Below are 20,967 nucleotides of genomic sequence, written 5' to 3' on the forward strand. Positions count from 1 at the left end.
GCGCTCAGTCGTCGCTGGGCCAGTGCGTCGGCAGCGGGAGCGCCGAGGGGTTCACGGCGGCGACGACCTCGGTGAGCACCCTGCGGGTCTGCGTCTCCCCCACCCACAAGTGCTTCCCGCCCTCGACCGGGATGAGACGAGCGTGCGGTATCGAGGCGAAGCGCTGCTGCGCCTCGGCGGGACGGAGGTAGTCGTCGAACTCCGGGACGAGGATCACGACCTCACGGTCGGCCTCAGCCCACGCGGCCACCTCCTCGTCCGTGGCTCGATGCAGCGGTGGCGACAACAGGATGATGCCCTCGACCTCGTGGTCGCGGCCGTACTTGAGCGCCAGCTCGGTGCCGAAGGACCAGCCCAGCAGCCACGGACGTGGAAGCGCACGATCGTGAACGAACTGCATCGCCGCTGCGACGTCGAACTGCTCCAGGGCACCCCCGTCGAAGGCGCCATCACTCGTGCCACGCGGTGAGCTCGTGCCGCGGGTGTTGAACCGGAGGACGGCGAGGTCGGCCAACGCGGGGAGACGTGCGGCTGCCTTCCGGAGGATGTGAGAATCCATGAATCCACCGGCGGTGGGAAGCGGGTGCAGCGTGACCAGCGTCGCGACCGGCATCTTCTCCTCCGGTAGCGCGAGTTCCCCGACCAGGGTCAGGCCGTCGGCCGTCGTGAGCTCGATGTCCTCACGCCGTGCCGGGAGCTCCCGGGGTCCCCGGATCTCGATGGTCATGCAATCCTCCAACAGTGGTTGTGCCAGTGCCTGCGGTCGGCCAGGGCGGCGGCGTCTCCGAGCACGCCATCAGCGCGCCAGGCCACGACGTGCGCGGTGCCGATGTCGATCACGCGCCCGCAGCCGGGGCACACGTACTCCTTCTGCGCCTGCGCGCTGGACACCGGCTGCACGGTCCACTCCACGCCGCGGCGGGTCTCCGTGCGCTTCCAGCCCGCGAGAAGGCGGTCGAGAGACGCGTCCGGATCAGGGCGCCCCGAAGGACGTCGACGTGAGCGGGGCATGACGCCGGCTCACCACCAGTGGTTGGTGGTCCAGAAGTTGTACGCGCCCGCCCAGCTGCCGTAGCGGCCTGTGGCGTAACCGGTCGCCCAGCGCAGGTTATCGACCGGGTTGTAGCCGTTTCCGGGAACCTTGCTGCACGGCAGCGCCTGAACCAGTCCGCACGCGCCGGACGACTTGTTGGTCGCGTTCGGGTTCCAGCCGCTCTCGCGCGACACGATGTAGTCGACGTACTGCCAGTCGCTCTGAGCGATCCCGGCCGCGGCCATCCACTCCGCCGGAGCGCCACCCCCCGTGTAGGGAGGAAGGGAACCGCCACCGGAAGACTTGCCCTTCGACCCGCTGGTCGCGGTCGGGGCGGGCGGCGGGGGCGGAGGCTTCGGCTTGACGTAGATCTCGAAGGTGCCACGCGCGAGCGGCTTGATCTCTGCCCCCTGCACGGTCACCGTCAGATCCTGGGTGTCCGCGAGCGCGGCGGCGTAGACCGACTCGGGTGACTCCTCGGGTGCCGGCTCCGCGAGGGCAACACCCGTCGGCGCGACCAGTGCGGCCGCAAGTCCGACCACCGCGAGCCCGCTGAAGGCCCCGGCGACGCCGCGTCGCCGCGTCCACCGACCGGTACCCCGAGCAGCCGACGTCGTCGGCACCACAGGCGCCGCCGAAGCATCGGTTCGTTCGAGATTCATGTCATTTCGGGTGTACACGATGGAAGACAGTTTACGCACACGAGCCTGCACAGGCCATCTATGGTCAGCGAACCGCCAGAATCACATCGATCGTCGCGTCCAGCAGAGCATCGACCTGCTCCTCCAGGTACCCCCCGCGCTGCATGCGGAAGGCGGCGGAGCGAAGCTGCTCGGCCGACAGGGGTTCGCCGTCCCGGAGGTAGCGGACGATGCGCGACATGACGTGGTCCACCTCGTCGACGCGGTAACCGAACGTGAGGATGCCCGCTCGGCCGAAGCGGTGGCGCGCCGGGCGAGCGAGGTGGTCGAGGATCACCTGGGCGTCGGCTCGCGCCTGCTCGACCCAGGCACCCGCGCCGCGCGCACGAACCGCACGCTCCCGCTCCCGCGCTGCGAAGGCGTCCTCCACCCTTCCGAGCGCCGCGTCCACGTCCGCGACGACGTAGCCTTCCTTGACCAGCGGGAAGGATGCGGTTCGAACGCCCTCCGCGGTGAGCTCATCGCTGCCGGTCTCGAACGCGCGCCGGGCCGAGGCCAGGAAGGTGTCGACCGCCGCACGGTGGTAACCGCGCGTCCGGCCCGTGGTCACGGCGAACGCCGGCGGCGCGGACGATCGCATGTTCTCGTCGGTCCGGTTGTCGGTCATCACAGCACCACCCAGGGAGAGAGGAGGAAGTAGAGGCACAGCGCAGGGATGGTGGACGGCAGGATGCTGTCCAGCCGATCGAGCAGACCCCCGTGGCCAGGGAGCCAGGAACTCATGTCCTTGATGCCCAGATCCCGCTTGAGCATCGACTCGCCGAGGTCACCCAGCGTCGCGGACAGCAGGATCGCCGCCCCGAAGATGAGCCCGCCCCACCAGGGCAGGTCCAGCAGGAAGAGCGCGAGCAGCACACCGGCGACGAGCGAGGCGACGACAGCGCCGCCGAACCCCTCCCACGTCTTCTTGGGGCTGATCCGCGGTGCCATCGGGTGACGGCCGAAAGCCAGACCCGCGGCATAGGCACCCGTGTCGGCGGCGACGGCGATCGCGATGAAGCTCAGCACCCACCACTGACCGCCCTCCTGCTCGAGGAGGATCAGCGCCACCCCGGCGAGAAACGGCACGTACACCTGGACGAACCCACCGATCACGGCGTCTGTGAGCACGTCGCCGTACGTGCGCCCGTCCTTGGCGACCATCTGCGCCACGAGGCGCCACACGATCACGAATGCGACGGAGACGAACAACATGACCCACGACAGCCACGGCGCGGCGAAGTACGCACCGAGAACGAGGAACGTCGCAGCGATCAGTTGCGGAACGACGTCGACGCGACGTCCGGCAGCACGCAGTGCGCGAGACAACTCGTACACGCCGAGCAGAGCGGCCGCGAGGGCGAACGGGACGAACAGCGCCTTGATGAACAGCAACGATGCGAGCAGAGCGCCACCGAAGGCGAGGCCGATCACGATCGCCAGCATGAGGTCGCGGCCCGTGCGCTGCTTGATCCGCTCGTTGGCTTGATCGAACTGATCCCGCGCATGCGACACGTGGGTGCCGAACTCGTCACGAGCAGCGCGCCACTGCTCACGGATCGCGTTGTGATCCGCCGTGTCCAGACGCCGGGCGGGACCCGACGGCATGGTCGACTCAGGGAGCGGCGGGCGTGGCGGAACCGCCGCGACGTCGAACGCGGGGAAGGCTGCATCGGCGAGCGGGGCGCCGGCCTCGGGCAGGCCCTCTTCGCGCGCGTCACGGCGCGTGAGCGGCTTGCCCTCCTCGGCGTCTCGCGTTTCGTCGGTCATGCGGGCTTACACCTCGAGAAGTTCGGCCTCTTTGCGCTTGAGCGCGTCGTCGATGAGGTCGACGTGCTGACGCGTCAGCACGTCGAGCTCCTTCTCGCCCCGCGCGATCTCGTCCTCGCCGAGCTCCGTCTTGAGCGCGTCGAGCTCGTCCTTCGCCTTGCGCCGGATACCGCGGACGTGCACCTTCGCGTCCTCGGCCTTCGACTTCACGAGCTTCACGTACTCCTTGCGGCGTTCGGCCGTGAGCTCCGGCATGGTGACGCGCACCAGGTTGCCGTCGTTCGTCGGGTTCGCGCCCAGGTTCGGCATCTCACGGATCGCCTGCTCGATCGCCTTCAGCGCCGACTTGTCATACGGCGTGATGATCAGCGTGCGCGCCTCCTGATTGGCCAGAGAGGCCAGCTGCGCCAGCGGAGTCGGCGTGCCGTAGTAGTCGACCAGGACCTTCTGGAACAGCTGCGGGTTCGCGCGGCCCGTGCGCACCGTGGAGAAGTCCTCCTTGGCAGCCTCGACAGCCCGAGACATACGGGTGGTGGTTTCAGCGAGGACATCCGCGATCACGGTGACTCCTATCGTCGGGGTGTTCAGAAATTCTATCGGTCGAGCTCGCCCGAGCCGCGCAGGTGGTCAGGCGGTGACGAGCGTGCCGATGGTCTCGCCCAGGAGCGCACGCGTGACGTTCCCGGCGGGTTCCATCCCGAAGACCCGCATGTCCATGTTGTTGTCCATGCAGAGGCTGAAGGCGGTCGAGTCGACAACCTTGAGGCCCTGCTGCAGCGCGTCGCGGTACGTCACCCGCTCGATGCGCTCAGCATCGGCGTGCTTGTTCGGGTCGGCGGTGTAGATCGCGTCGACACCGTTCTTGGCGACGAGCACCTCCTGCGCCCCGATCTCCAATGCCCGCTGCGCCGCGACCGTGTCGGTCGAGAAGTAAGGCAGCCCGGCGCCGGCGCCGAAGATCACGACGCGGCCCTTCTCCATGTGCCGCTCCGCGCGACGCGGGATGTACGGCTCCGCAACCTGCGTCATCGCGATGGCGGACTGCACGCGGGTGGCGGCCCCGGCCTGCTCGAGGAAGTCCTGCAGCGCGAGAGCGTTCATGACGGTGCCGAGCATGCCCATGTAGTCCGCGCGACCCCGGTCCATTCCGCGCTGGCTGAGCTCTGCTCCGCGGAAGAAGTTGCCACCGCCCACCACGACAGCGACCTCGACCCGGTCGACGGCTGCGGCGATCTCCCGCGCCATCTGGCTCACCACGTCGGGGTTGACCCCCAGCTGCCCGGCGCCGAAGGCCTCTCCGGAGAGCTTGAGCAGGACGCGGCGGCGTCCGGTGCGTTCAGTCATGGATGGTGTCCTCTCGTCCCGATTCAAGATAGTGCCTCGTGGGCATGAAGAAGGGGTCCGGATCATGCGATCCGAACCCCTTCGACGGTGTTACGCGCCGACCTTGAAGCGCGCGAAGTCCGTCACGGTGATACCGGCGTCCTTCGCCACCTGGGCGACGGAGAGCTTGTTGTCCTTCGCGTAGTCCTGCTCGAGCAGGGCGACCTGCTTGATGAACGCCGCGACACGGCCCTCGACGATCTTCGGCAGGGCGGCCTCAGGCTTGCCCTCGTTGCGGGAGATCTCGGTGACGATCTCGCGCTCCTTCTCGACGGCCTCCGCCGGCACGTCCTCGCGGGACAGGTACGACGGGTTCGCGAACGAGATGTGCTGGGCGATGCTGCGGGCGGTCGCCGCGTCGTCACCCGTGTAGGCGACGACGACGCCGATCTGCGGCGGGAGGTCCTTGCTCGTGCGGTGCAGGTAGACCTCGACGTTGTCGCCGGTCACCGTGCGCACGCGACGGAGCTCGACCTTCTCGCCGATGATCGCAGCCTCCTCCGAGATGAGCTGCTCGACGGTCTTGTCGCCGGCCTGAGCGGCCAGCGCTGCCTCGACGGAGTCCGCCTTGACAGCGGCGACCGCGTCGGCGACCTTGTCGGCCAGCGCGATGAATCGGTCGTTCTTCGCGACGAAGTCGGTCTCGCAGGCGAGCTCGATGAGCGTCACGGCGCCGTCCTGCTCGCGGGCGACGACGAGCCCCTCGCTGGTCGAGCGGTCAGCGCGCTTCGCGTTGCCCTTGGCACCCTTGAGACGCAGGATCTCGGTGGCCTTCTCGACGTCGCCGTCGGCCTCCTCGAGCGCCTTCTTGGTGTCGACCATTCCCGTGCCGAGCTGCTCACGCAGCGCCTTGAGGTCGGCGATGGTGAAGTTGGCCATGTGTGGTGGCTCCTTGCTTCGTGATGTATGTGTGAACGAGGGATTACTTGTTGTCTGCAGCCTCGGCAGCGGCGACCTCAGCGGTCTCCTCGCCGGAAGCGGCGGCGATCGCCTCGTCGTGCGCCTCGGCACCGGCCTCATCGGCGGCGGTGGCGTCAGCAGCGGGCGTCTCGACGACAGCAGCCTCGTCGGCGGCGGTGACCACCTCGGCGGCGTCGGCCGACTCCTGGACCGGAGCCTCAAGAAGCTCCTTCTCCCACTCAGCCAGCGGCTCGGCGTCGCCCGACTCGGGGTTGTGCTTCTGCTGCAGGCCCTCGGCCGCGGCGTCGGCGATGATGCGAGTGAGCAGCGAGACCGAGCGGATCGCGTCGTCGTTGCCGGGGATCGGATACTGGAAGTCGTCCGGGTCAGCGTTGGTGTCGAGGATTCCGATCACCGGGATGCCCAGCTTCTTGGCCTCGTCGATGGCGAGGTGCTCACGCTTGGCGTCGACGACCCAGAGGGCGGACGGCGTCTTGGTGAGGTTGCGGATACCGCCGAGCGACTTGTGGAGCTTGTCGAGCTCGCGCTTCTTGAGGAGCAGCTCCTTCTTCGTGAAGCCCGATGCGGCAGGGTTCTCGTAGTCGAGCTCCTCGAGCTCCTTCATGCGGGCGAGACGCTTCGCGATGGTGGAGAAGTTGGTGAGGAGGCCGCCGAGCCAGCGCTGGTTCACGAACGGCTGGCCGACGCGGGTGGCCTGCTCGGCGAGGATCTCCTGCGCCTGCTTCTTGGTGCCGACGAACAGGATGGTGCCGCCGTGGGCGACCGTCTCCTTGACGAAGTCGTACGCCTTGTCGATGTAGCCGAGCGACTGCTGGAGGTCGATGATGTGGATGCCGCTGCGCTCCGTGAGGATGAAGCGCTTGACCTTCGGGTTCCACCGACGCGTCTGGTGTCCGAAGTGCACGCCGCTGTCGAGCAGCTGGCGGATGGTGACCACAGCCATGGTCGTCTCCTGGTTCTGGCGCAGTGCTGCGCCGTTGAGGTTGATTACGCCGACCGGTTGATCGGACGCCCTGGTGCCCGGCTCACGCCCACCTGCTCGGAAGCAGGACCTGCGGGAATGGATGCCACGAGAGAATCGCTGTGGGCACGCGTAGTCACCCCGAGATCGAGGTGCTCACCCAGCATACAGGATCAGAGCGGTCCACTCGGCACTGCACAATCGGCGCTCACCGCCGTTTCTCCCCCGTCAGCGCGGCCCGCCCGGAACAGCCCGGAATGCCTGAGTTGTCGCTACCAGACTCGCCCCGTGACCTCAGTGCGCCGATCGTTCCTCCTCGTCGTCAGCCTCATGGCTGCCGCGGTTTCCGTGGCCACGGGCGCCGCGGTTGAGACGAGGGCTTCCATCCTGCTCGCCACACCATCGCGCGTCTCCGCGGTCGACAGAACGCCGACGCTGTCACTCGCCGCACTCGCACCGGTGTCACCCGTAGCGACGCCACCTCGTCGAGCACTTCCTTCCGCCACCGCGTGGCGCTGGCCCGTCGCCGGCGCGCGAACCGTCGTCGCACGCTTCCGGGCGCCTGCGAAACCCTATGGCCCTGGGCACCGCGGGATCGACATCGCGGCACCGCCCGAGACCTCGGTCCTGGCTCCAGCCGATGGCGTGGTCGCCTTCCGCGGCATCGTGGTCGATCGCCCCGTGCTGACCATCACGCACAGCGACGGTCTGGTGACGACCTTCGAGCCGCTGGACTCCTCGCTCTCACCGGGCGATCACGTGACGCGCGGCCAGGAGGTCGGAAGGGTGGCTCATGGCGGCCACGCACCCGACGGAACGGTGCACCTCGGCGTTCGGCTGGACGGGATGTACATCGATCCGTTGACCTTGTTCGGAGAGGCCCGCCGCGCTGTGCTGCTCCCCTGCTGCCGCGCGTGACAAGACGGAACCCGCGTTCGAACGATGTGGGGTCGGTGGCGTATCGCGACAGGTCGGGGACGAGGGTTGGTCCGGGCTCCGGCGGCCGGGGCCCCGGCCGGGTCAGGCGCGGGGGTGGGCAAGCCGGTACGTCGCCGTCAGCCGCTCGGCCGAGACGTGGGTGTAGATCTGGGTGGTCCCGAGGCTCGCGTGGCCCAGGATCTCCTGCACGGCTCTGAGGTCTGCACCGCCGTCGAGCAGGTGAGTCGCGGCAGTGTGACGGAGTGCGTGCGGGCCGATCGTCTCGGCACCCACGATCGGGGCCAACGCGCTGGCCACCAGGCTGTATACCGCCCGAGGTCCCATCCGCGCACCGCGTGCCCCGAGGAAAAACGCCGAGCCCGCACTCGTCGCCCGTGCGAGGAGCGTCGGACGGGCGCGGGTCAGGTAGGCGCCGACGGCGTCTGCGGCCGGCGTGCCGAACGGCACCACACGTTCCTTCGCCCCCTTGCCGAGAACACGCACTGTCGCGCGCTCGAGGTCGACGTCATCGACATCGAGGCCGCACAGCTCGGAGACGCGGATGCCTGCACCGTAGAGGAGTTCCAGGATCGCGTGATCACGGAGCGCCACCGGGTCTCCGTCGCGTGCGGCCGCCCGATACGAGTCGAGCAGTTGCGTCATCGCATCCTTCGACGCCACCGTCGGAAGGGTTTTCGCGCGCTTCGGGGCGATCAGGCGGACGCTCGGGTCGGTGGTGATCAACTCGCGCTCGCGCGCCCAGCCGAAGAACGACCGAGCGGCGGCCGCTCGCCGTGCCAGGGTGGACCTGGCGTCTCCACGCTGCGTCGCCTGCCACAGCCACTCCCGCAGTGTCTCCAGATCGACGTCGGTGAGCGACCCGATGCCCACAGTCGAACCGAGATCCCTCAGGTCGGCTCGATAGGCGCGGACGGTCGCCGGAGACAGCCGACGCACCTTCTCCAGGTGGTCGGTGAAGGCCTCCACCGCGACCGCGTAATCCACTTCTCCAGCTTGCCCGCATCCACCGCGAGTTCTCCGCGCCCCGCCGTGGCACCACCATGACGCCGACTCTCCGGGCCTCAGCGGCGCCGCCACCCCCGATCGTCGCGGACCACTCTCCCTTCCACATCGAGAAGACCCAAGATGGCTCTCACTCGATCGGTGCGCATTCCCGACCGTTCGGCGAGGTCGTTCATCGTTCGCGAGGACCTCGCACTCATCGAATCGAGAAGGCGAGCTCGGTCGCCCTCGAGCGCCACGGGCTCCCCCGCCGGACCGTCGACACAGCCCACGAGTTCCCTCACCTCGGCCGCAGACGTCACGCAGGTCGCCCCATACTCGCGCAGGAGGCGATGGCATCCCGCCGACGACGCCGAGGTCACTGGCCCGGGCACGGCCCCGAGCGGACGCCCGAGGGCCGCCGCATGACCGGCCGTGTTCAGCGAGCCGCTGCGCCATCCGGCCTCGACAACCACCGTGGCCTGTCCCAATGCGGCGATGAGTCGGTTCCGTGCGAGAAATCGCCACTTGGTCGGCGCCGCCCCGCATGGCGGCTCACTGACGACCGCGCCGTGTGCGACGATCCGGTCCAGCAGATCGTGGTGCCCCGCCGGGTAGGGTCGATCCACTCCCCCGGCGAGGAAGGCAATGGTCGCCCCGCCCACACCGAGGGCCGCGCGGTGAGCTGCTCCGTCGATGCCGTACGCGCCTCCCGAAACGATCGTCGCTCCGGTCATCGCGAGGTCACCCGACAGCTCGGATGCAACGCGTTCGCCGTAACCGCTGGCGGCGCGTGCACCGACCACCGCGATCTGGGGTCGTGCGACCAGAAGCTCGCTACGCCCTCGCACCCACAGCGCCACTGGTGCCTGTGTGCCGAGGTCGGAAAGTTGCTCCGGCCAGTCGTCATCGCCTGGTATCACGAGCTTGGCCTGCGCCGATAGCGCTGCTCTGAGCGCCCGGCCGACCGCCGCAGAAGACGCTCGAGGACGCCATCGGCGCCGCGCCTCGTCAAGGGTTCGGACGGCTCCCTGGCTCCGCAGTTCGGGTGTGGCGGGAGCGCGCGAATCAAACGCATAGCGCAGTCCTCCGATCGCCCCGAACTCCTGGATGAGCACTCCGGCGACCGCGTCGCCCGGTTCGGCGAGGATCGTCCAGGCGGCTCGCGCGAGAGCCTCCTCGACGCTCTCGGAGCGCTCACCGCGGAGACGTCGCGCAACAGAACGGATGGCATCGTCGGCAAGAAGGTCGTCGATCACGCCGCCGCCCTTCCGCGAAGATGCAGGGCACGGCCGATCTCCTCTTCGCCAGGGCGCTCGCGTCCCGCGAGATCGGCCATGGTCCACGCCACCCGGAGGACACGGTCGTAGCCGCGTAGCGTCAGCGCACCGCGTTCGAGAGCGCGGTCGAGAGTCGCCCGGTCACTCGCGGCAACTTGGAACGGCACCCGCCGAAGGACAGCGCCCGGAATCTCGGCGTTCTTCTGCCAGGGCGTGCCGCGCCAGCGAGCTGCCGAGCGCTCCCTGGCTGCGCAGACTCGCTGTGCGGCTATCCTCGTCGTCACCTGTGCCTGCTCGTGCGCGATCGCCCTGGACGCCGAGACCCTCGTGAGTCCGAGATCGATGTCGACCCGGTCCCGCAAAGGCCCGGAGATTCGGGCGGCGTAGCGCCGCACCGCACTCGGCGGGCAGGTGCACTCTGCGCTCCGCACGCCGAAGTTCCCGCAGGGACACGGGTTGGTCGCGAGCACCAGCTGAAACCGGGCCGGAAACCGAGCCGTGAAACCCGCGCGGTGCACGTCGACGAACCCTGATTCCAGCGGCTGCCGCAGTGCATCGAGTGCGACGCGGGAGAACTCCGCGGCTTCGTCCAGGAAGAGCACGCCTCGATGTGCTCGAGCCACCGCCCCTGGCCTCGCCGAACGCGAGCCCCCGCCCACCAGCGCTGTCGCGGAGGCCGTGTGATGAGGCGCTTCCAGGGGCGGTCGAGCATCCAGTGAGGTGACGGACTCGCCGCTGAGCGACCGGATCGATGCCACTTCGAGCGCCTGTTCCTCATCCAGCGGCGGCAGAATCCCGGGCAAGCGTGATGCCAGCATGGACTTCCCCGCACCCGGCGGGCCGCTGAGAAGCATGTGATGGCCCCCGGCGGCGGCGACGATCAGCGCCTCTACCGCCTCCTCCTGCCCGATGACATCGCCGAGCTCGAGATCGTCCCGACTCATGAGTGCGGAGGCGGGAGGGTAGACCGGCTCGACATCGGCGACCTCCACGTCGGCCCCGTGCCAACCGGCCACCTCGGCGAGACAGGCGGCGGATCGTACCGACACCCCCGGGACCAGGCGCGCCTCAGCCTCGTTGCCACGAGGCACGATGACCTGCGTGAAGCCCGCGCGCACCGCGGCGAACAGGGCCGGGAGAACGCCCAGCACCGGGCGGATCCTCCCGTCGAGCCCCAGCTCGCCCAGATGAACAGTGCTGCGCACGCCGCGCCGGTCGAGTGTGCCGCCTGCGGCGAGGCTGGAGACCGCGATCGCGAGGTCGAACGCGGAGCCGTGCTTCGGCAGGCTGGCCGGCGACAGATTCACCGTGAGGCGACGGCGGGGAAGGTCGAGCCCGGAGTTCTGGCACGCGTTGTGCACGCGCTGCACGGCTTCACCCAGGGACTTGTCCGGAAGGCCGATGATGCGGAACTCGGGCGTCTGGTTGGACAGGTCGGCTTCCACCTCGACGACATGTCCTGCCGCACCGTTGAGTGCGACGGACCACGTACGCGCGGTGCTCACGCGATGTCCTCGAGATGTTCGATGTCGCCATGTGCCGTATCCGGCCCCGTGATGCCGATGGCCTCGACTCGCAGCATCCGACCGCGCGCCAGCTCGGCGTGATCCGAGCGCCATGCGTGGGCCAGCTGCCAGAGCCGACGCCGCTTCCGCGCATCGATCGCCTCGAGAGGGTGACCGAATGCAGGGCTTCGACGGGTCTTCACCTCGACGACGGAAATCCACCCGTCCCGCTGCGCCACGATGTCGATCTCGCCCTGCGCACACCGCCAGTTCCGGTCGAGAATGGTGTATCCGCGACTCGTGAGGTACTCCGCCGCCCGCTGCTCTCCCGCTCGTCCGAGCTCATCTTTCGCTGCCATGCGGACAGGATCGCTCGGCGGACGTGCGATCCGGAGCCCGTGCGGTCCATGTGCTCCGGAACGGCGGAGATCGGCCGCATGCAGCCAGCCTGTGCAGAACGGGCCAGAGTGCCCCGCGGGCGGGTCGTCACCCAGTCCGCTGCGTCAGCTCACTCGCCGTCGAGCGACAGCTCCTGCGGAAGCTCGAACTCCCGCCGTTGGAGCTCTTCGACGTTCACGTCCTTGAACGTGAGGACCCGCACGGCCTTGACGAAACGATCGGCGCGGTAGATGTCCCACACCCAGACATCGCTCATGGAGATCTCGAAATAGAAGTCGTGCTCGGTATCGCGGCGGACGACGTTGACCTCGTTGGCCAGGTAGAAGCGCCGCTCGGTCTCCACCACGTACTGGAACTGGGAGACGACATCGCGGTACTCACGGAACAGCGCCAGCTCGAGCTCGCGGTCGTAGTCGTCGAAGGCTTCCTCATCCATGATGAATCCATCCTAGGGCGGCGAACCGCACCGAGCGGCATCCGGCTGCCGCAGTCAGAAGAGCGTCGGCGCGTCAGTGATGGCCCACGATGCGCGGTGGAACGGCGACAGGCCGAGGGAACGAATGGCATCGCGGTGCTCCGGGCTCGCATACCCCTTGTTCCTGTCCCACTGATACGCGCTGTGGTCCTCGTGCAGCTCCGCCATGTGGCCGTCGCGCGCCACCTTGGCGATGACCGAGGCGGCCGATACCGAGGCACAGTCACGATCAGCCTTGACGACCGGACGCACCCGCAGCGGGACGGGATGAACGCGCGACACGTAGTCGTGATTACCGTCGAGCAACACCAGCGCGTCGTCGAGAGCGGCCCCCTGATCCACGACCGCCTGAACGGCTCGGGACGCCGCGAGCCCGAGAGCCCGCATGATGCCAACGTCGTCCACCTCTTGTGCCGTCGCCCATCCCACCGCGGATGCCTGTACCCAGGCCGCCGCGCGGGCGGCCACCTCGGGACGCCGCCGCTCGGTGACGAGCTTCGAGTCACGCAACCCTTCGGGCACCCGACGTCGTGCGCCCTTCGCGTCCATGACGGCGGCGCCCACTGCCACGGGACCCGCGAGCGCACCACGGCCGACCTCGTCGAGCGCGATGATCAGATCGCACTCGCCGAGCAGCCGACGCTCGAGGGTCAGGCGCGGTGCGACGACGGTCATTGCGGCTCCGGGACCCCGTTGAAGATCTCGTGATGCCCGTCGATCGTGCCGAAGCGATCGAGCGGCCACGTCGTCAGGAAAGCCCGGCCGACGATGTTGCCGACCGGCACGAACCCACCGCTGGGAAGGTCCTGGTGAGCGCGGGCATCTCGCGAGCGGTCCCGATTGTCGCCCAAAAGCCACACCGAGTCCTCCGGTACGACCACGTCGAACGGCTCGTTGGACGCTGCCGTGTCTCCCTCCGGGAGGTTCAGGTAACTCAGTTCGTCGATGGGTGCACCATTGATGGTGATCTGCCCCAAAGCGTTGCAACACACCACGTGATCACCGGCGACACCAATCACACGCTTGACGAGATGATCCTGCGAGTCCGTCGCGGAGATCCCCACGAAGTTGAGCACCCAGTCCACGGCTTGAATCAGCGGCGGCTGCGCCGGAGTCTGCGGCTGCCCGTCGAGCCAGCCGCCTGGGTCCTTGAAGACGACGACGTCGCCGCGATCGTAACCGGTCCATCTCGGTGTCAGCTCATCCACGAGGATCCGGTCGTTGATGAGCAGGGTGCGCTCCATGGAGGCCGATGGGATGTAGAAGGACCGAACGACGAAGGTCTTGATGACGAAGGACACGAGCGCCGCAATCACGATGATCACGAGAACATCGCGAAGGAAGATCAGGAACCCTCGGCGCCGTCTCGTCGGGCGTGCGGACGAAGAGTCAGTCATCTGGTTCCTTCTCGAAAAGAGCACCGTGAGCGCACGGCAGTATCAAGGGTCGCACACCCCGCCCAGAACAAAGCACCCCGGGACATCGTGTCCCGGGGTGCTATGAAAAAGCTGCGACTCAGTTGTCGCGCTTCTCCTTGATCTTCGCCTTCTTGCCACGCAGCTCGCGCAGGTAGTAGAGCTTCGCGCGACGCACGTCACCGCGAGTGACGACCTCGATGTGGTCGATCACCGGGGAGTGCACCGGGAAGGTACGCTCCACGCCCACCTGGAAGCTGATCTTGCGGACCGTGAAGGTCTCACGGACGCTGTCGCCCTGGCGGCCGATGACGACACCCTGGAAGACCTGGATACGGGAACGGTTGCCCTCGGTGATGTTCACGTGCACCTTGACGGTGTCACCGGGGAAGAACTCGGGGATGTCGGAACGGAGCGAAGCCGCGTCGACGGCGTCGAGGATCTGCATGATCGTCTCTCTCTGCACTCGCCACAGGTCGGATGCATGAATTCGGAAGGAACAAGAACGGGTGTGTGCCGAACGGCGCTGACGCGTCCGCGGGCTCCCCTGTGGCAGAGCCGGTCACGGCACAAACATCTATTCTGCCACGGATGGCGAGGTGCGACCAAAACGGTCAGTCAGTCGCGTCGGTCGCTCTCCCGCACGACGATGATCTCATGGGGCTGCGCGCGCACCGTCGGCTCATCCGCTGACGGAATCGTGGACCAAGTGATGGTCTCGCGGATTCGGGCGCCGCTACCGCGCGCCTCGTTCCAGAGCTGCCAGAGTTGCAGCCACACCAGCGCGATACCGACGACGATCGCCGCCGCGAGCAGCCAACCGAAGGCCCCGTCGATGAAGAAACCAACCGCGATGGTCAGACCGTGCCACAGCGCGAAACCGGCGACGTCCCACCAGGACAGCGCCCGCTCCACCCGCACGGAAGGGCGGGAACGCGTCAGGAGGGTCAACAGCAGCTGACCGATGAAGACGGAGGGCATGGCGATCAGCAGCACCCACAGGATGGCCCAGCCGCCCTGGAACACTCCCCAGCCGATCAACAGCCACAGCGGCAGCACGAAGGCAGACGGCAGCAGCCACCGGAAGAACGCCCGACGCACCCACATGCTCCGATGCTACGTCGGTCGCGTGCCGGCGGTCACCGTGTTCGCTCTGAGCGCGCGGCTCCCGGCACGCGCTTCATCGGGGAGAATGGAAGAAACGAGAGGACACCCATGATCGAACTGCGCACCCCTGCCGAGATCGATGAGATGCGAGCGGCAGGTCGGTTCGTCGCCGAGACCCTGGCGACCCTGCGCGACGAGACCACCGTGGGGACGAACCTCCTGGCGATCGATCGTCGTGCCCACGGCATGATCCGCCGGGCCGGCGCCGAGTCCTGCTACATCGACTACCACCCCTCGTTCGGGGCGAGCCCGTTCGGCAAGGTCATCTGCACCTCGGTGAACGACGCGGTCCTGCACGGACTCCCGCACGACTACGCGCTGCGCGACGGTGATCTGGTGACGCTCGACTTCGCGGTCTCCGTCGACGGATGGGTCGCCGATTCCGCGGTGTCGTTCATCGTCGGCACACCGCGCGACGAGGACCTGCGACTGATCGACACCACCGAGCGTGCTCTCACCGCGGCGATCGACAGCGCCGTCGTCGGCAACCGTATCGGCGACATCTCGGCCTCGATCGCCGACGTGGCGCACGGCGAGGGCTACTCCATCAACCTGGACTTCGGTGGACACGGCGTCGGTCGCACCATGCACGGCGACCCGCATGTCGCCAACGACGGCCGCGCCGGCCGTGGCTTCCCGCTGCGCGCCGGCCTCGTCCTCGCACTCGAGCCGTGGTTCCTCGCGACGACCGACGAGCTGATCACCGACCCCGACGGGTGGACTCTCCGCAGCGCCGACGGCTCGCGCGGTGCCCATTCGGAGCACACTGTCGCGATCACCGAGGACGGCCCCATCATCCTCACCGACCGCTCGTTCCTCGGAGTCGACTGACCCCGCGAGGCGCAGCCGCTTCAAATGCGGCGGTAGCGGAACACGTCCGTGAGGTGCGGCAGTTCGAAGGCGGGGCGTCCCCTCGTCTGGGGATCGTGGTCGAGCACGCGCTCCAGCGCCGCGGTCATCTCCTCGCAGCCGTCCTCGTCGGCCACGAGGAAGCTGCTGACGGTGCCCCACCGGCGGAGATAGTGCGCGCGAGTGATGCGTTCGGTCCAGCGGACCTCCTCGTGCACCTCCAGCACGAACCCGGGGAGCTCGACGGCCGTGGCGGTAGTCGCATCGTGGTCCTGCACCGCGGGGTGCGCGACCCGATGACAGGCGAGATCCCACGCGCACGCGGGATCGGCGCGGTTCCAGAGCAGCCCGAGCCCGCCACCCGGCACGAGCACTCTGGCGATCTCCGCGGCGGCCGCGTCGCGGTCGAACCAGTGGAAGGCCTGCGCCACACTCACGACGTCGACCGTTCCATCGCGAAGAGGAATGGCCTCCGCGTTACCGGGCTGTGCTTCCACATCCGGCAGCCGTGCCGCGAGGACGTCGAGCATCGCGAGGGACGGCTCCACGGCGATGACTCGCCGCGCTCGATCGCGCAGGAGCGACGTGAACTTGCCGGTACCGGCACCCAGATCGAGGGCCGTATCGACCCGTGAGGGAACGATGATCTGGACCGCACGCTCCGGGAAGCCCGGACGATACCGGTCGTACTCCTCGCCGATGCTCTCGAAGGATCGAGCCAGCTCTTCGCGCGCCATACTCCGACGCTAACAGCCGCGACGCGGCGAACCGCCCGCTCAGGCTCCGGCGTCGTCGTCCGGGAGAAGGTCCGGCCGCCGACGGCGCGTGCGCTCGAGCTGCTGCTCGCGGCGCCAGCGCGCGATCGCTCCGTGGTTGCCGCTGAGGAGCACGTCCGGAACGGCGCGATCACGCCACACCGACGGCTTGGTGTAGGACGGGTACTCGAGCAGACCATCCTCGTGCGACTCCTCCACGAGACTCTCGGGGTTGCCGACAACGCCGGGGATCAGCCGCCCGATCGCCTCGATCATGGCCATCGTGGCCACCTCGCCCCCGTTGAGCACGTAGTCGCCCAGACTCAGGAGCCGCACGTCGCCGAGTGCCGACGCATACTCGAACACCCGCTCGTCGATCCCCTCATACCGTCCGCAGCCGAACACGAGGTGCTCCGCGGTCGAGAGCTCCCGAGCCGTCGCCTGCGTGAACACCTGCCCAGCAGGAGACGGGAACACGATCGTCGGTCGCACACCGCCGCGCGGTGACGCGAGCTCATCCAGGGCGAGGCCCCACGGTTCGGGCTTCATGACCATGCCCGCTCCCCCGCCGTAGGGGGTGTCGTCGACCGTGCGGTGACGATCATGGGTCCAGTCACGGAGGTCGTGCACGCGCAGGTCGAGCAAACCGGTGTGCTGCGCCTTACCGAGCAGGGAGAGCGTCAGTCCGTCGAAGTACGACGGGAAGATGGAGACGACGTCGATGCGCACGGGGGCACCGTATCAGTGCTGCTCGGAGGCGTCGTCCGTCTCCGTCGGACCCTGCGCGTCGACCTCCGACGGCTCCGGGAGCTCCTCGAAGAGACCTGCAGGCGGCGTCACGATGACGCGCCCCGCGGCGACATCGACCGTCGGAACGATCGCCTCGACGAACGGGACCATGATCTCCTGCTCGCCCGACTTCACGATCAGGAGGTCTTGCGCAGGAAAATGATCGACACGAACGACACGGCCGACGACGACGTCATCGCGCACGACATCGAGGCCGACCAACTGGTGATCGAACCAGGCGTTCTCTTCGACCTCGTCATCGTCCTGGTCGATCCACAGGATGGCGCGCACGAGGCTCTCCGCCGCTGTGCGGTCATCGACATCCTCGAAGAAGACCACGGAGTTGCCGTTCATCACCCGGTACTCGCGAACGGTGATGTCCTTGCCGTGCCACGGGGATGCCTCAGGCACCTGCAACGTGAACACTGCCCCGGGCGTGAAGCGGCCCTCGGGGTTGTCGGTGTACAGCTCCAGCTTCAGGGCACCCTTCAGCCCATGCGCCTTGACGAGTCGTCCGACGCGGAGCTGGTTCCTGCCCTGGCTGCGGTCCTTCGCCACCACGTCAGTCGTCCGCGACATCGACACGAACGCGACGCCCATCCGCAAGAGCGCTGACGAGGGTGCGAAGAGCCTTGGCCGTGCGGCCGCCGCGCCCGATCACGCGTCCACGGTCGTCGGGGTGCACGCGCACCTCGAGGAGATCGCCTCTCGGCGAGGTGGATTCGGTGATGCGCACATCCTCCGGGTGATCGACGATCCCCTTGACGATGTGCTCGAGCGCGGCGGCAAGCACGACGAATTACTCGGCGTCGGCGGCGGGAGCCTCAGCGGCCTCCGCGTCGGCGTCGGCAGCGGGAGCCTCCTCAGCGGGAGCCTCCTTCTTCTCTGCCTTCGGCTTGATGACCGACTTCTTCGAGGCGTCGGCCTCGAACGCGGTCTTCTCCTCGGCGACCTTGAGGGTGGACTTCGCGTCCTTGTCGCCCTTGAAGATGCCCCAGTCGCCCGTGATCTTGAGGATGGCGGTGACCTGCTCGGTCGGCTGGGCGCCGACGGAGAGCCAGTACTGCGCACGCTCGGAGTTCACCTCGATGAACGAAGGCTCCTCGGTGGGGTGGTACTTGCCGATCTCCTCGATCACGCGGCCGTCGCGCTTGGTGCGCGAGTCGGCGACGACGATGCGGTAGTAAGGCGCGCGGATCTTGCCCAGGCGCTTGAGACGAATCTTGACAGCCACGATTCTCCTGAATGGTGTGGAAGGAAACGAACTGATCGCCTGGAGAGTGGGGTGCACACCCGGCGGAAGCTCAATAGGGAGGACGAATGCTGGATAGAGGGTCGAGCACCTCGTCCGACCCTCTATTCTGCCAGATGCATCGGTCTCACGCGAAACGCGGCGACACGGCGTGGCCGCACCGGGATGGTGCCGTGTCAGACTGTCGTCGTGCAGCTCGACTTCGCCGCTTCGGCCCGCTCCACCGTCGGTCTCGAATGGGAGATCATGCTCGCCGACCCTGCAAGCGGTGACCTCGTCGGCCGCGCACCCGAACTCCTCGCCGCGCTCGAAGCGGAGAGCGAAGACGAGCGCCACACCGTGACCGGCGAGCTTCTGACGAACACGATCGAGGTCACGAGCGGCATCGGCGACTCGGTCGCGCACGCGGTGGACGACATCGCCAACGCCATCTCCGCGGTCCGCACGGCGACAGATCCCGCGGGGATCGAGCTCCTCTCGGCCGGCAGCCATCCTTTCGCGCAGTGGTTCGATCAGCAGGTGACCGACAAGACCCGCTACCACACGCTCATCGAGCGCACGCAGTGGTGGGGGCGCAACATGATGATCTGGGGCATACACGTGCACGTCGGCGTGGAGGATCAGCGCAAGGTGTTCCCGATCATCAACGCCCTGTCCGCCTACCTCCCCCACCTGCAGGCCCTGTCGGCCTCGAGTCCGTTCTGGGCCGGCGAGAGAACGGGCTACGCCTCCAACCGCGCCCTGGTGTTCCAGCAGCTGCCCACCGCAGGGCTCCCCTGGCCGCTGCGCGACTGGAGTCAGTTCGAGCGCTACCTCGACGACATGGTCCGCACGGGTGTCATGGCCGACGCGACCGAGGTGCGGTGGGACATCCGTCCCGCGCCCCGCTGGGGCACGATCGAGGTTCGCGCCTGCGACGGTCTCTCCACGCTCTCGGAGATGGCCGCCGTGGCAGCTCTCGTCCAGGTGCTGGTGGAGCACTTCTCGCGGCTGCTCGACGAGGGCGCAGCGCTCCCCGAGCTTCCCGCCTGGTACCACCGCGAGAACAAATGGCGCGCCGCGCGCTACGGTCTCGACGCCCGCGTGATCGTCGACGCGATCGGCACGCAGCGCCTCGTGGGCGATCACCTCTCCGAGAAGATCGAGGAGCTCGCGCCGGTCGCGGTGGAACTCGGCTGCGGGAGGGAGTTCGCGAGCATCACGGGCATCCTCGACGGCGGTGCGAGCTATGCGCGTCAGCTCGCCGTGGCCGATGCCACGGGCGGCGACCTCAGCGCGGTCGTGCAGCACCTCATCCGCGAGTTCCGCTCGGGGCCGCAGTCGTCGATAGACGGCGAGTGACAGGGACGAGCCGGATCAGTCTTCCACCAGTCGGCGGGCGAGTCCCTCGTCGAGCACCACGTCGGTGATGAGGTCCGCCGCGATGGCCGCGCGGAGGCTCGCCAGCTTCGGCACCCCCGACACGACGCACACACGGCGCGGCACCCGGCGCAGCCGGTCGAGTCCCGGACCGGTCGCCCTCGCGTTGACCCGGATGTCTCGCCACGAGCCGTCCGCGCGGAAGAACACCGTCGCAACATCGCCGATCGCGTGGTCTTCGCGCAGGCTCCGGTAGTCCTCCCTGCCCAGGTACCCGCCGACGTAGACGCGACTGGGAACCTCGGCGGCGGGTGAGCCGAGACTGAACACCGCGATGTCCATCTTGGCCTGCAGGTCGAGGACCCTTCGCGTGCTGCGCTCCCGCCACATCGCCTCGCGCGTGGCCGGGTCGTCGAAGAAGGCCGGAACGGGGAACTGCTGCACCTGCGCCCCGAACGCGCTGCCGAAGCGCTGCAGGATGTCACTCGAGTACTCCACGCCACTGGTCTGCGTGTTGCCGGCGCCGTTGAGCTGCACGAACGTCGTGTTGTGCGTCTCCTTCTGCGTGAGACCTCGGCTCACCGCACTGATGGTCGAACCCCACGCGACGCCCACGATCATGTTCGAGTCGACGAACTGGGACAGGAGTCGCCCGGCGGTCAATGCCACGCGTTCCAACCGCTCGACCTCGCTCACGATCTCCGCCATCGGAACCACGTGCGCGACGACACGATGGCGGTCGCGGATCCGCTGCTCCAGCATGCCGAGGCGCTCGAGCGGGGAGTTGATGCGGATGTCCACCAGCCCGCTCTCCCTGGCGAAGCTGAGCAGCCGAGACACCGAGGATCGGGAGGTGCCCAGCTCCTTCGCGATGACCTCCATGGTCTTGTCCTGCATGTAGTAGAGCTGCGCGGCGGTGAGCGCCGCGATCAGCTTGTCGTCGCGGGATTGCGCGCCGGAACCTGCCATGACATCCTCCTGTCCCTCGATCCTTGCACATATGTGCAGCGGACTTGCGCGCCCACGTCAGACGGGTCGATGCTGGTGGCAAGCA

Annotated in this window: 27 protein-coding genes; 3 read left to right on the forward strand and 24 right to left on the reverse strand. The window is 68.1% G+C overall.

Going from position 1 to position 20,967, the window contains the following annotated elements:
* Positions 1–4: 4 nt before the first annotated feature.
* The 9 genes from KE274_RS12905 to rpsB all read right to left on the reverse strand — a co-directional run bounded on the left by KE274_RS12905 (position 5) and on the right by rpsB (position 6,730).
* Positions 5–727 carry an alpha/beta hydrolase gene (locus KE274_RS12905; RefSeq protein WP_211544343.1) on the reverse strand — a complete coding sequence of 241 codons (723 nt, stop codon included), beginning with the start codon at positions 725–727 and terminating at the stop codon, positions 5–7.
* Complete coding sequence (locus tag KE274_RS12910; protein WP_211544345.1) at positions 724–1,011, reverse strand: hypothetical protein; 288 nt, start codon at positions 1,009–1,011, stop codon at positions 724–726. Before KE274_RS12910 ends, KE274_RS12905 begins: the two co-directional genes overlap by 4 nt.
* A gap of 9 nt (positions 1,012–1,020) precedes the next feature.
* Entirely contained in the window at positions 1,021–1,695 is a 675-nt protein-coding gene (locus KE274_RS12915) for a transglycosylase SLT domain-containing protein (protein WP_211544347.1), read from the reverse strand.
* 64 nt (positions 1,696–1,759) lie between these two features.
* Entirely contained in the window at positions 1,760–2,341 is a 582-nt protein-coding gene (locus tag KE274_RS12920; protein ID WP_249186317.1) for a DivIVA domain-containing protein, read from the reverse strand.
* Positions 2,341–3,483 carry a phosphatidate cytidylyltransferase gene (locus KE274_RS12925; RefSeq protein ID WP_211544349.1) on the reverse strand — a complete coding sequence of 381 codons (1,143 nt, stop codon included), beginning with the start codon at positions 3,481–3,483 and terminating at the stop codon, positions 2,341–2,343. Before KE274_RS12925 ends, KE274_RS12920 begins: the two co-directional genes overlap by 1 nt.
* 6 nt (positions 3,484–3,489) lie before the next feature.
* A complete protein-coding gene (gene frr, locus KE274_RS12930) occupies positions 3,490–4,044 on the reverse strand; it encodes a ribosome recycling factor (protein ID WP_211544351.1) in 555 nt (184 codons plus the stop codon).
* Between the two features lie 66 nt (positions 4,045–4,110).
* Complete coding sequence (gene pyrH / locus KE274_RS12935) at positions 4,111–4,827, reverse strand: UMP kinase (RefSeq protein ID WP_136031812.1); 717 nt, start codon at positions 4,825–4,827, stop codon at positions 4,111–4,113.
* Between the two features lie 90 nt (positions 4,828–4,917).
* Positions 4,918–5,745, reverse strand: coding sequence for a translation elongation factor Ts (tsf, locus tag KE274_RS12940; protein ID WP_211544353.1), 828 nt, complete (start codon positions 5,743–5,745; stop codon positions 4,918–4,920).
* Positions 5,746–5,788: 43 nt separating this feature from the next.
* Entirely contained in the window at positions 5,789–6,730 is a 942-nt protein-coding gene (rpsB, locus tag KE274_RS12945) for a 30S ribosomal protein S2 (protein WP_211544355.1), read from the reverse strand.
* Between the two features lie 306 nt (positions 6,731–7,036).
* Here rpsB and KE274_RS12950 point away from each other — a divergent pair, with 306 nt between their 5' ends.
* On the forward strand, positions 7,037–7,666 hold the full coding sequence (locus tag KE274_RS12950; protein ID WP_307872209.1) for a M23 family metallopeptidase: 630 nt from the start codon (positions 7,037–7,039) through the stop codon (positions 7,664–7,666).
* Between the two features lie 102 nt (positions 7,667–7,768).
* Here the strand turns inward: KE274_RS12950 and KE274_RS12955 are convergent, their stop codons facing one another.
* From KE274_RS12955 to KE274_RS12995, 9 genes are all read right to left on the reverse strand, one after another.
* Complete coding sequence (locus KE274_RS12955; RefSeq protein ID WP_211544965.1) at positions 7,769–8,671, reverse strand: tyrosine recombinase XerC; 903 nt, start codon at positions 8,669–8,671, stop codon at positions 7,769–7,771.
* 77 nt (positions 8,672–8,748) lie between these two features.
* Positions 8,749–9,927: a DNA-processing protein DprA gene (gene dprA, locus KE274_RS12960; RefSeq protein ID WP_211544357.1), complete on the reverse strand. Its 1,179-nt coding sequence runs from the start codon at positions 9,925–9,927 to the stop codon at positions 8,749–8,751.
* Positions 9,924–11,453 (reverse strand): YifB family Mg chelatase-like AAA ATPase, encoded by a 1,530-nt coding sequence (locus KE274_RS12965; RefSeq protein WP_211544359.1) that lies wholly within the window; start codon positions 11,451–11,453, stop codon positions 9,924–9,926. The genes dprA and KE274_RS12965 overlap by 4 nt, the downstream gene beginning before the upstream one ends.
* Positions 11,450–11,812 (reverse strand): YraN family protein, encoded by a 363-nt coding sequence (locus KE274_RS12970; protein ID WP_211544361.1) that lies wholly within the window; start codon positions 11,810–11,812, stop codon positions 11,450–11,452. Before KE274_RS12970 ends, KE274_RS12965 begins: the two co-directional genes overlap by 4 nt.
* Positions 11,813–11,961: 149 nt before the next feature.
* Entirely contained in the window at positions 11,962–12,288 is a 327-nt protein-coding gene (locus KE274_RS12975; protein ID WP_017204525.1) for a DUF2469 family protein, read from the reverse strand.
* A 54-nt stretch (positions 12,289–12,342) separates the two neighbouring features.
* Positions 12,343–13,002, reverse strand: a complete 660-nt coding sequence (locus KE274_RS12980; RefSeq protein WP_211544363.1) for a ribonuclease HII — start codon at positions 13,000–13,002, stop codon at positions 12,343–12,345.
* Positions 12,999–13,724 (reverse strand): signal peptidase I, encoded by a 726-nt coding sequence (lepB, locus tag KE274_RS12985; RefSeq protein ID WP_211544365.1) that lies wholly within the window; start codon positions 13,722–13,724, stop codon positions 12,999–13,001. The genes KE274_RS12980 and lepB overlap by 4 nt, the downstream gene beginning before the upstream one ends.
* 118 nt (positions 13,725–13,842) lie before the next feature.
* Complete coding sequence (rplS, locus tag KE274_RS12990; RefSeq protein WP_136034604.1) at positions 13,843–14,190, reverse strand: 50S ribosomal protein L19; 348 nt, start codon at positions 14,188–14,190, stop codon at positions 13,843–13,845.
* A 170-nt stretch (positions 14,191–14,360) separates the two neighbouring features.
* Positions 14,361–14,849 (reverse strand): MFS transporter permease, encoded by a 489-nt coding sequence (locus KE274_RS12995; RefSeq protein ID WP_211544367.1) that lies wholly within the window; start codon positions 14,847–14,849, stop codon positions 14,361–14,363.
* A 108-nt stretch (positions 14,850–14,957) separates the two neighbouring features.
* Between KE274_RS12995 and map the strand changes: the two genes are divergently transcribed.
* On the forward strand, positions 14,958–15,740 hold the full coding sequence (gene map / locus KE274_RS13000; protein ID WP_211544369.1) for a type I methionyl aminopeptidase: 783 nt from the start codon (positions 14,958–14,960) through the stop codon (positions 15,738–15,740).
* A 20-nt stretch (positions 15,741–15,760) separates the two neighbouring features.
* Here map and KE274_RS13005 read toward each other — a convergent pair whose 3' ends face one another.
* The 5 genes from KE274_RS13005 to rpsP are packed head-to-tail and all read right to left on the reverse strand — an operon-like array spanning position 15,761 to position 18,536.
* Complete coding sequence (locus KE274_RS13005) at positions 15,761–16,495, reverse strand: class I SAM-dependent methyltransferase (RefSeq protein ID WP_211544371.1); 735 nt, start codon at positions 16,493–16,495, stop codon at positions 15,761–15,763.
* 39 nt (positions 16,496–16,534) lie between these two features.
* Positions 16,535–17,242, reverse strand: coding sequence for a tRNA (guanosine(37)-N1)-methyltransferase TrmD (gene trmD / locus KE274_RS13010; RefSeq protein ID WP_211544373.1), 708 nt, complete (start codon positions 17,240–17,242; stop codon positions 16,535–16,537).
* A 12-nt stretch (positions 17,243–17,254) separates the two neighbouring features.
* Positions 17,255–17,881: a ribosome maturation factor RimM gene (gene rimM / locus KE274_RS13015; protein ID WP_249186318.1), complete on the reverse strand. Its 627-nt coding sequence runs from the start codon at positions 17,879–17,881 to the stop codon at positions 17,255–17,257.
* The gene (locus KE274_RS13020) at positions 17,865–18,095 is read right to left on the reverse strand and encodes an RNA-binding protein (protein ID WP_136034588.1); all 231 of its coding nucleotides are present in this window, start codon (positions 18,093–18,095) and stop codon (positions 17,865–17,867) included. The genes rimM and KE274_RS13020 overlap by 17 nt, the downstream gene beginning before the upstream one ends.
* 6 nt (positions 18,096–18,101) lie before the next feature.
* Entirely contained in the window at positions 18,102–18,536 is a 435-nt protein-coding gene (rpsP, locus tag KE274_RS13025; protein WP_211544377.1) for a 30S ribosomal protein S16, read from the reverse strand.
* A 207-nt stretch (positions 18,537–18,743) separates the two neighbouring features.
* Between rpsP and KE274_RS13030 the strand changes: the two genes are divergently transcribed.
* The gene (locus tag KE274_RS13030; RefSeq protein ID WP_211544379.1) at positions 18,744–19,895 is read left to right on the forward strand and encodes a glutamate--cysteine ligase; all 1,152 of its coding nucleotides are present in this window, start codon (positions 18,744–18,746) and stop codon (positions 19,893–19,895) included.
* A gap of 15 nt (positions 19,896–19,910) precedes the next feature.
* Here the strand turns inward: KE274_RS13030 and KE274_RS13035 are convergent, their stop codons facing one another.
* A complete protein-coding gene (locus KE274_RS13035; RefSeq protein WP_211544381.1) occupies positions 19,911–20,882 on the reverse strand; it encodes a sugar-binding transcriptional regulator in 972 nt (323 codons plus the stop codon).
* Positions 20,883–20,967: the final 85 nt, after the last annotated feature.

The sequence above is a fragment of the Microbacterium paraoxydans genome, assembly GCF_018224615.1.
In the GTDB taxonomy this organism is placed as follows: domain Bacteria; phylum Actinomycetota; class Actinomycetes; order Actinomycetales; family Microbacteriaceae; genus Microbacterium; species Microbacterium paraoxydans_B.

Bases quoted from the DNA above. Each gene is read 5' to 3' on its own strand.
- KE274_RS12905 (WP_211544343.1), bottom strand. From the start codon at position 727: ATGACCATCGAGATCCGGGGACCCCGGGAGCTCCCGGCACGGCGTGAG.
- KE274_RS12910 (WP_211544345.1), bottom strand. From the start codon at position 1,011: ATGCCCCGCTCACGTCGACGTCCTTCGGGGCGCCCTGATCCGGACGCG.
- KE274_RS12915 (WP_211544347.1), bottom strand. From the start codon at position 1,695: ATGAATCTCGAACGAACCGATGCTTCGGCGGCGCCTGTGGTGCCGACG.
- KE274_RS12920 (WP_249186317.1), bottom strand. From the start codon at position 2,341: ATGACCGACAACCGGACCGACGAGAACATGCGATCGTCCGCGCCGCCG.
- KE274_RS12925 (WP_211544349.1), bottom strand. From the start codon at position 3,483: ATGACCGACGAAACGCGAGACGCCGAGGAGGGCAAGCCGCTCACGCGC.
- pyrH (WP_136031812.1), bottom strand. From the start codon at position 4,827: ATGACTGAACGCACCGGACGCCGCCGCGTCCTGCTCAAGCTCTCCGGA.
- tsf (WP_211544353.1), bottom strand. From the start codon at position 5,745: ATGGCCAACTTCACCATCGCCGACCTCAAGGCGCTGCGTGAGCAGCTC.
- rpsB (WP_211544355.1), bottom strand. From the start codon at position 6,730: ATGGCTGTGGTCACCATCCGCCAGCTGCTCGACAGCGGCGTGCACTTC.
- KE274_RS12970 (WP_211544361.1), bottom strand. From the start codon at position 11,812: ATGGCAGCGAAAGATGAGCTCGGACGAGCGGGAGAGCAGCGGGCGGCG.
- KE274_RS12975 (WP_017204525.1), bottom strand. From the start codon at position 12,288: ATGGATGAGGAAGCCTTCGACGACTACGACCGCGAGCTCGAGCTGGCG.
- KE274_RS12980 (WP_211544363.1), bottom strand. From the start codon at position 13,002: ATGACCGTCGTCGCACCGCGCCTGACCCTCGAGCGTCGGCTGCTCGGC.
- lepB (WP_211544365.1), bottom strand. From the start codon at position 13,724: ATGACTGACTCTTCGTCCGCACGCCCGACGAGACGGCGCCGAGGGTTC.
- rplS (WP_136034604.1), bottom strand. From the start codon at position 14,190: ATGCAGATCCTCGACGCCGTCGACGCGGCTTCGCTCCGTTCCGACATC.
- KE274_RS12995 (WP_211544367.1), bottom strand. From the start codon at position 14,849: ATGTGGGTGCGTCGGGCGTTCTTCCGGTGGCTGCTGCCGTCTGCCTTC.
- map (WP_211544369.1), top strand. From the start codon at position 14,958: ATGATCGAACTGCGCACCCCTGCCGAGATCGATGAGATGCGAGCGGCA.
- KE274_RS13005 (WP_211544371.1), bottom strand. From the start codon at position 16,495: ATGGCGCGCGAAGAGCTGGCTCGATCCTTCGAGAGCATCGGCGAGGAG.
- rimM (WP_249186318.1), bottom strand. From the start codon at position 17,881: ATGTCGCGGACGACTGACGTGGTGGCGAAGGACCGCAGCCAGGGCAGG.
- KE274_RS13035 (WP_211544381.1), bottom strand. From the start codon at position 20,882: ATGGCAGGTTCCGGCGCGCAATCCCGCGACGACAAGCTGATCGCGGCG.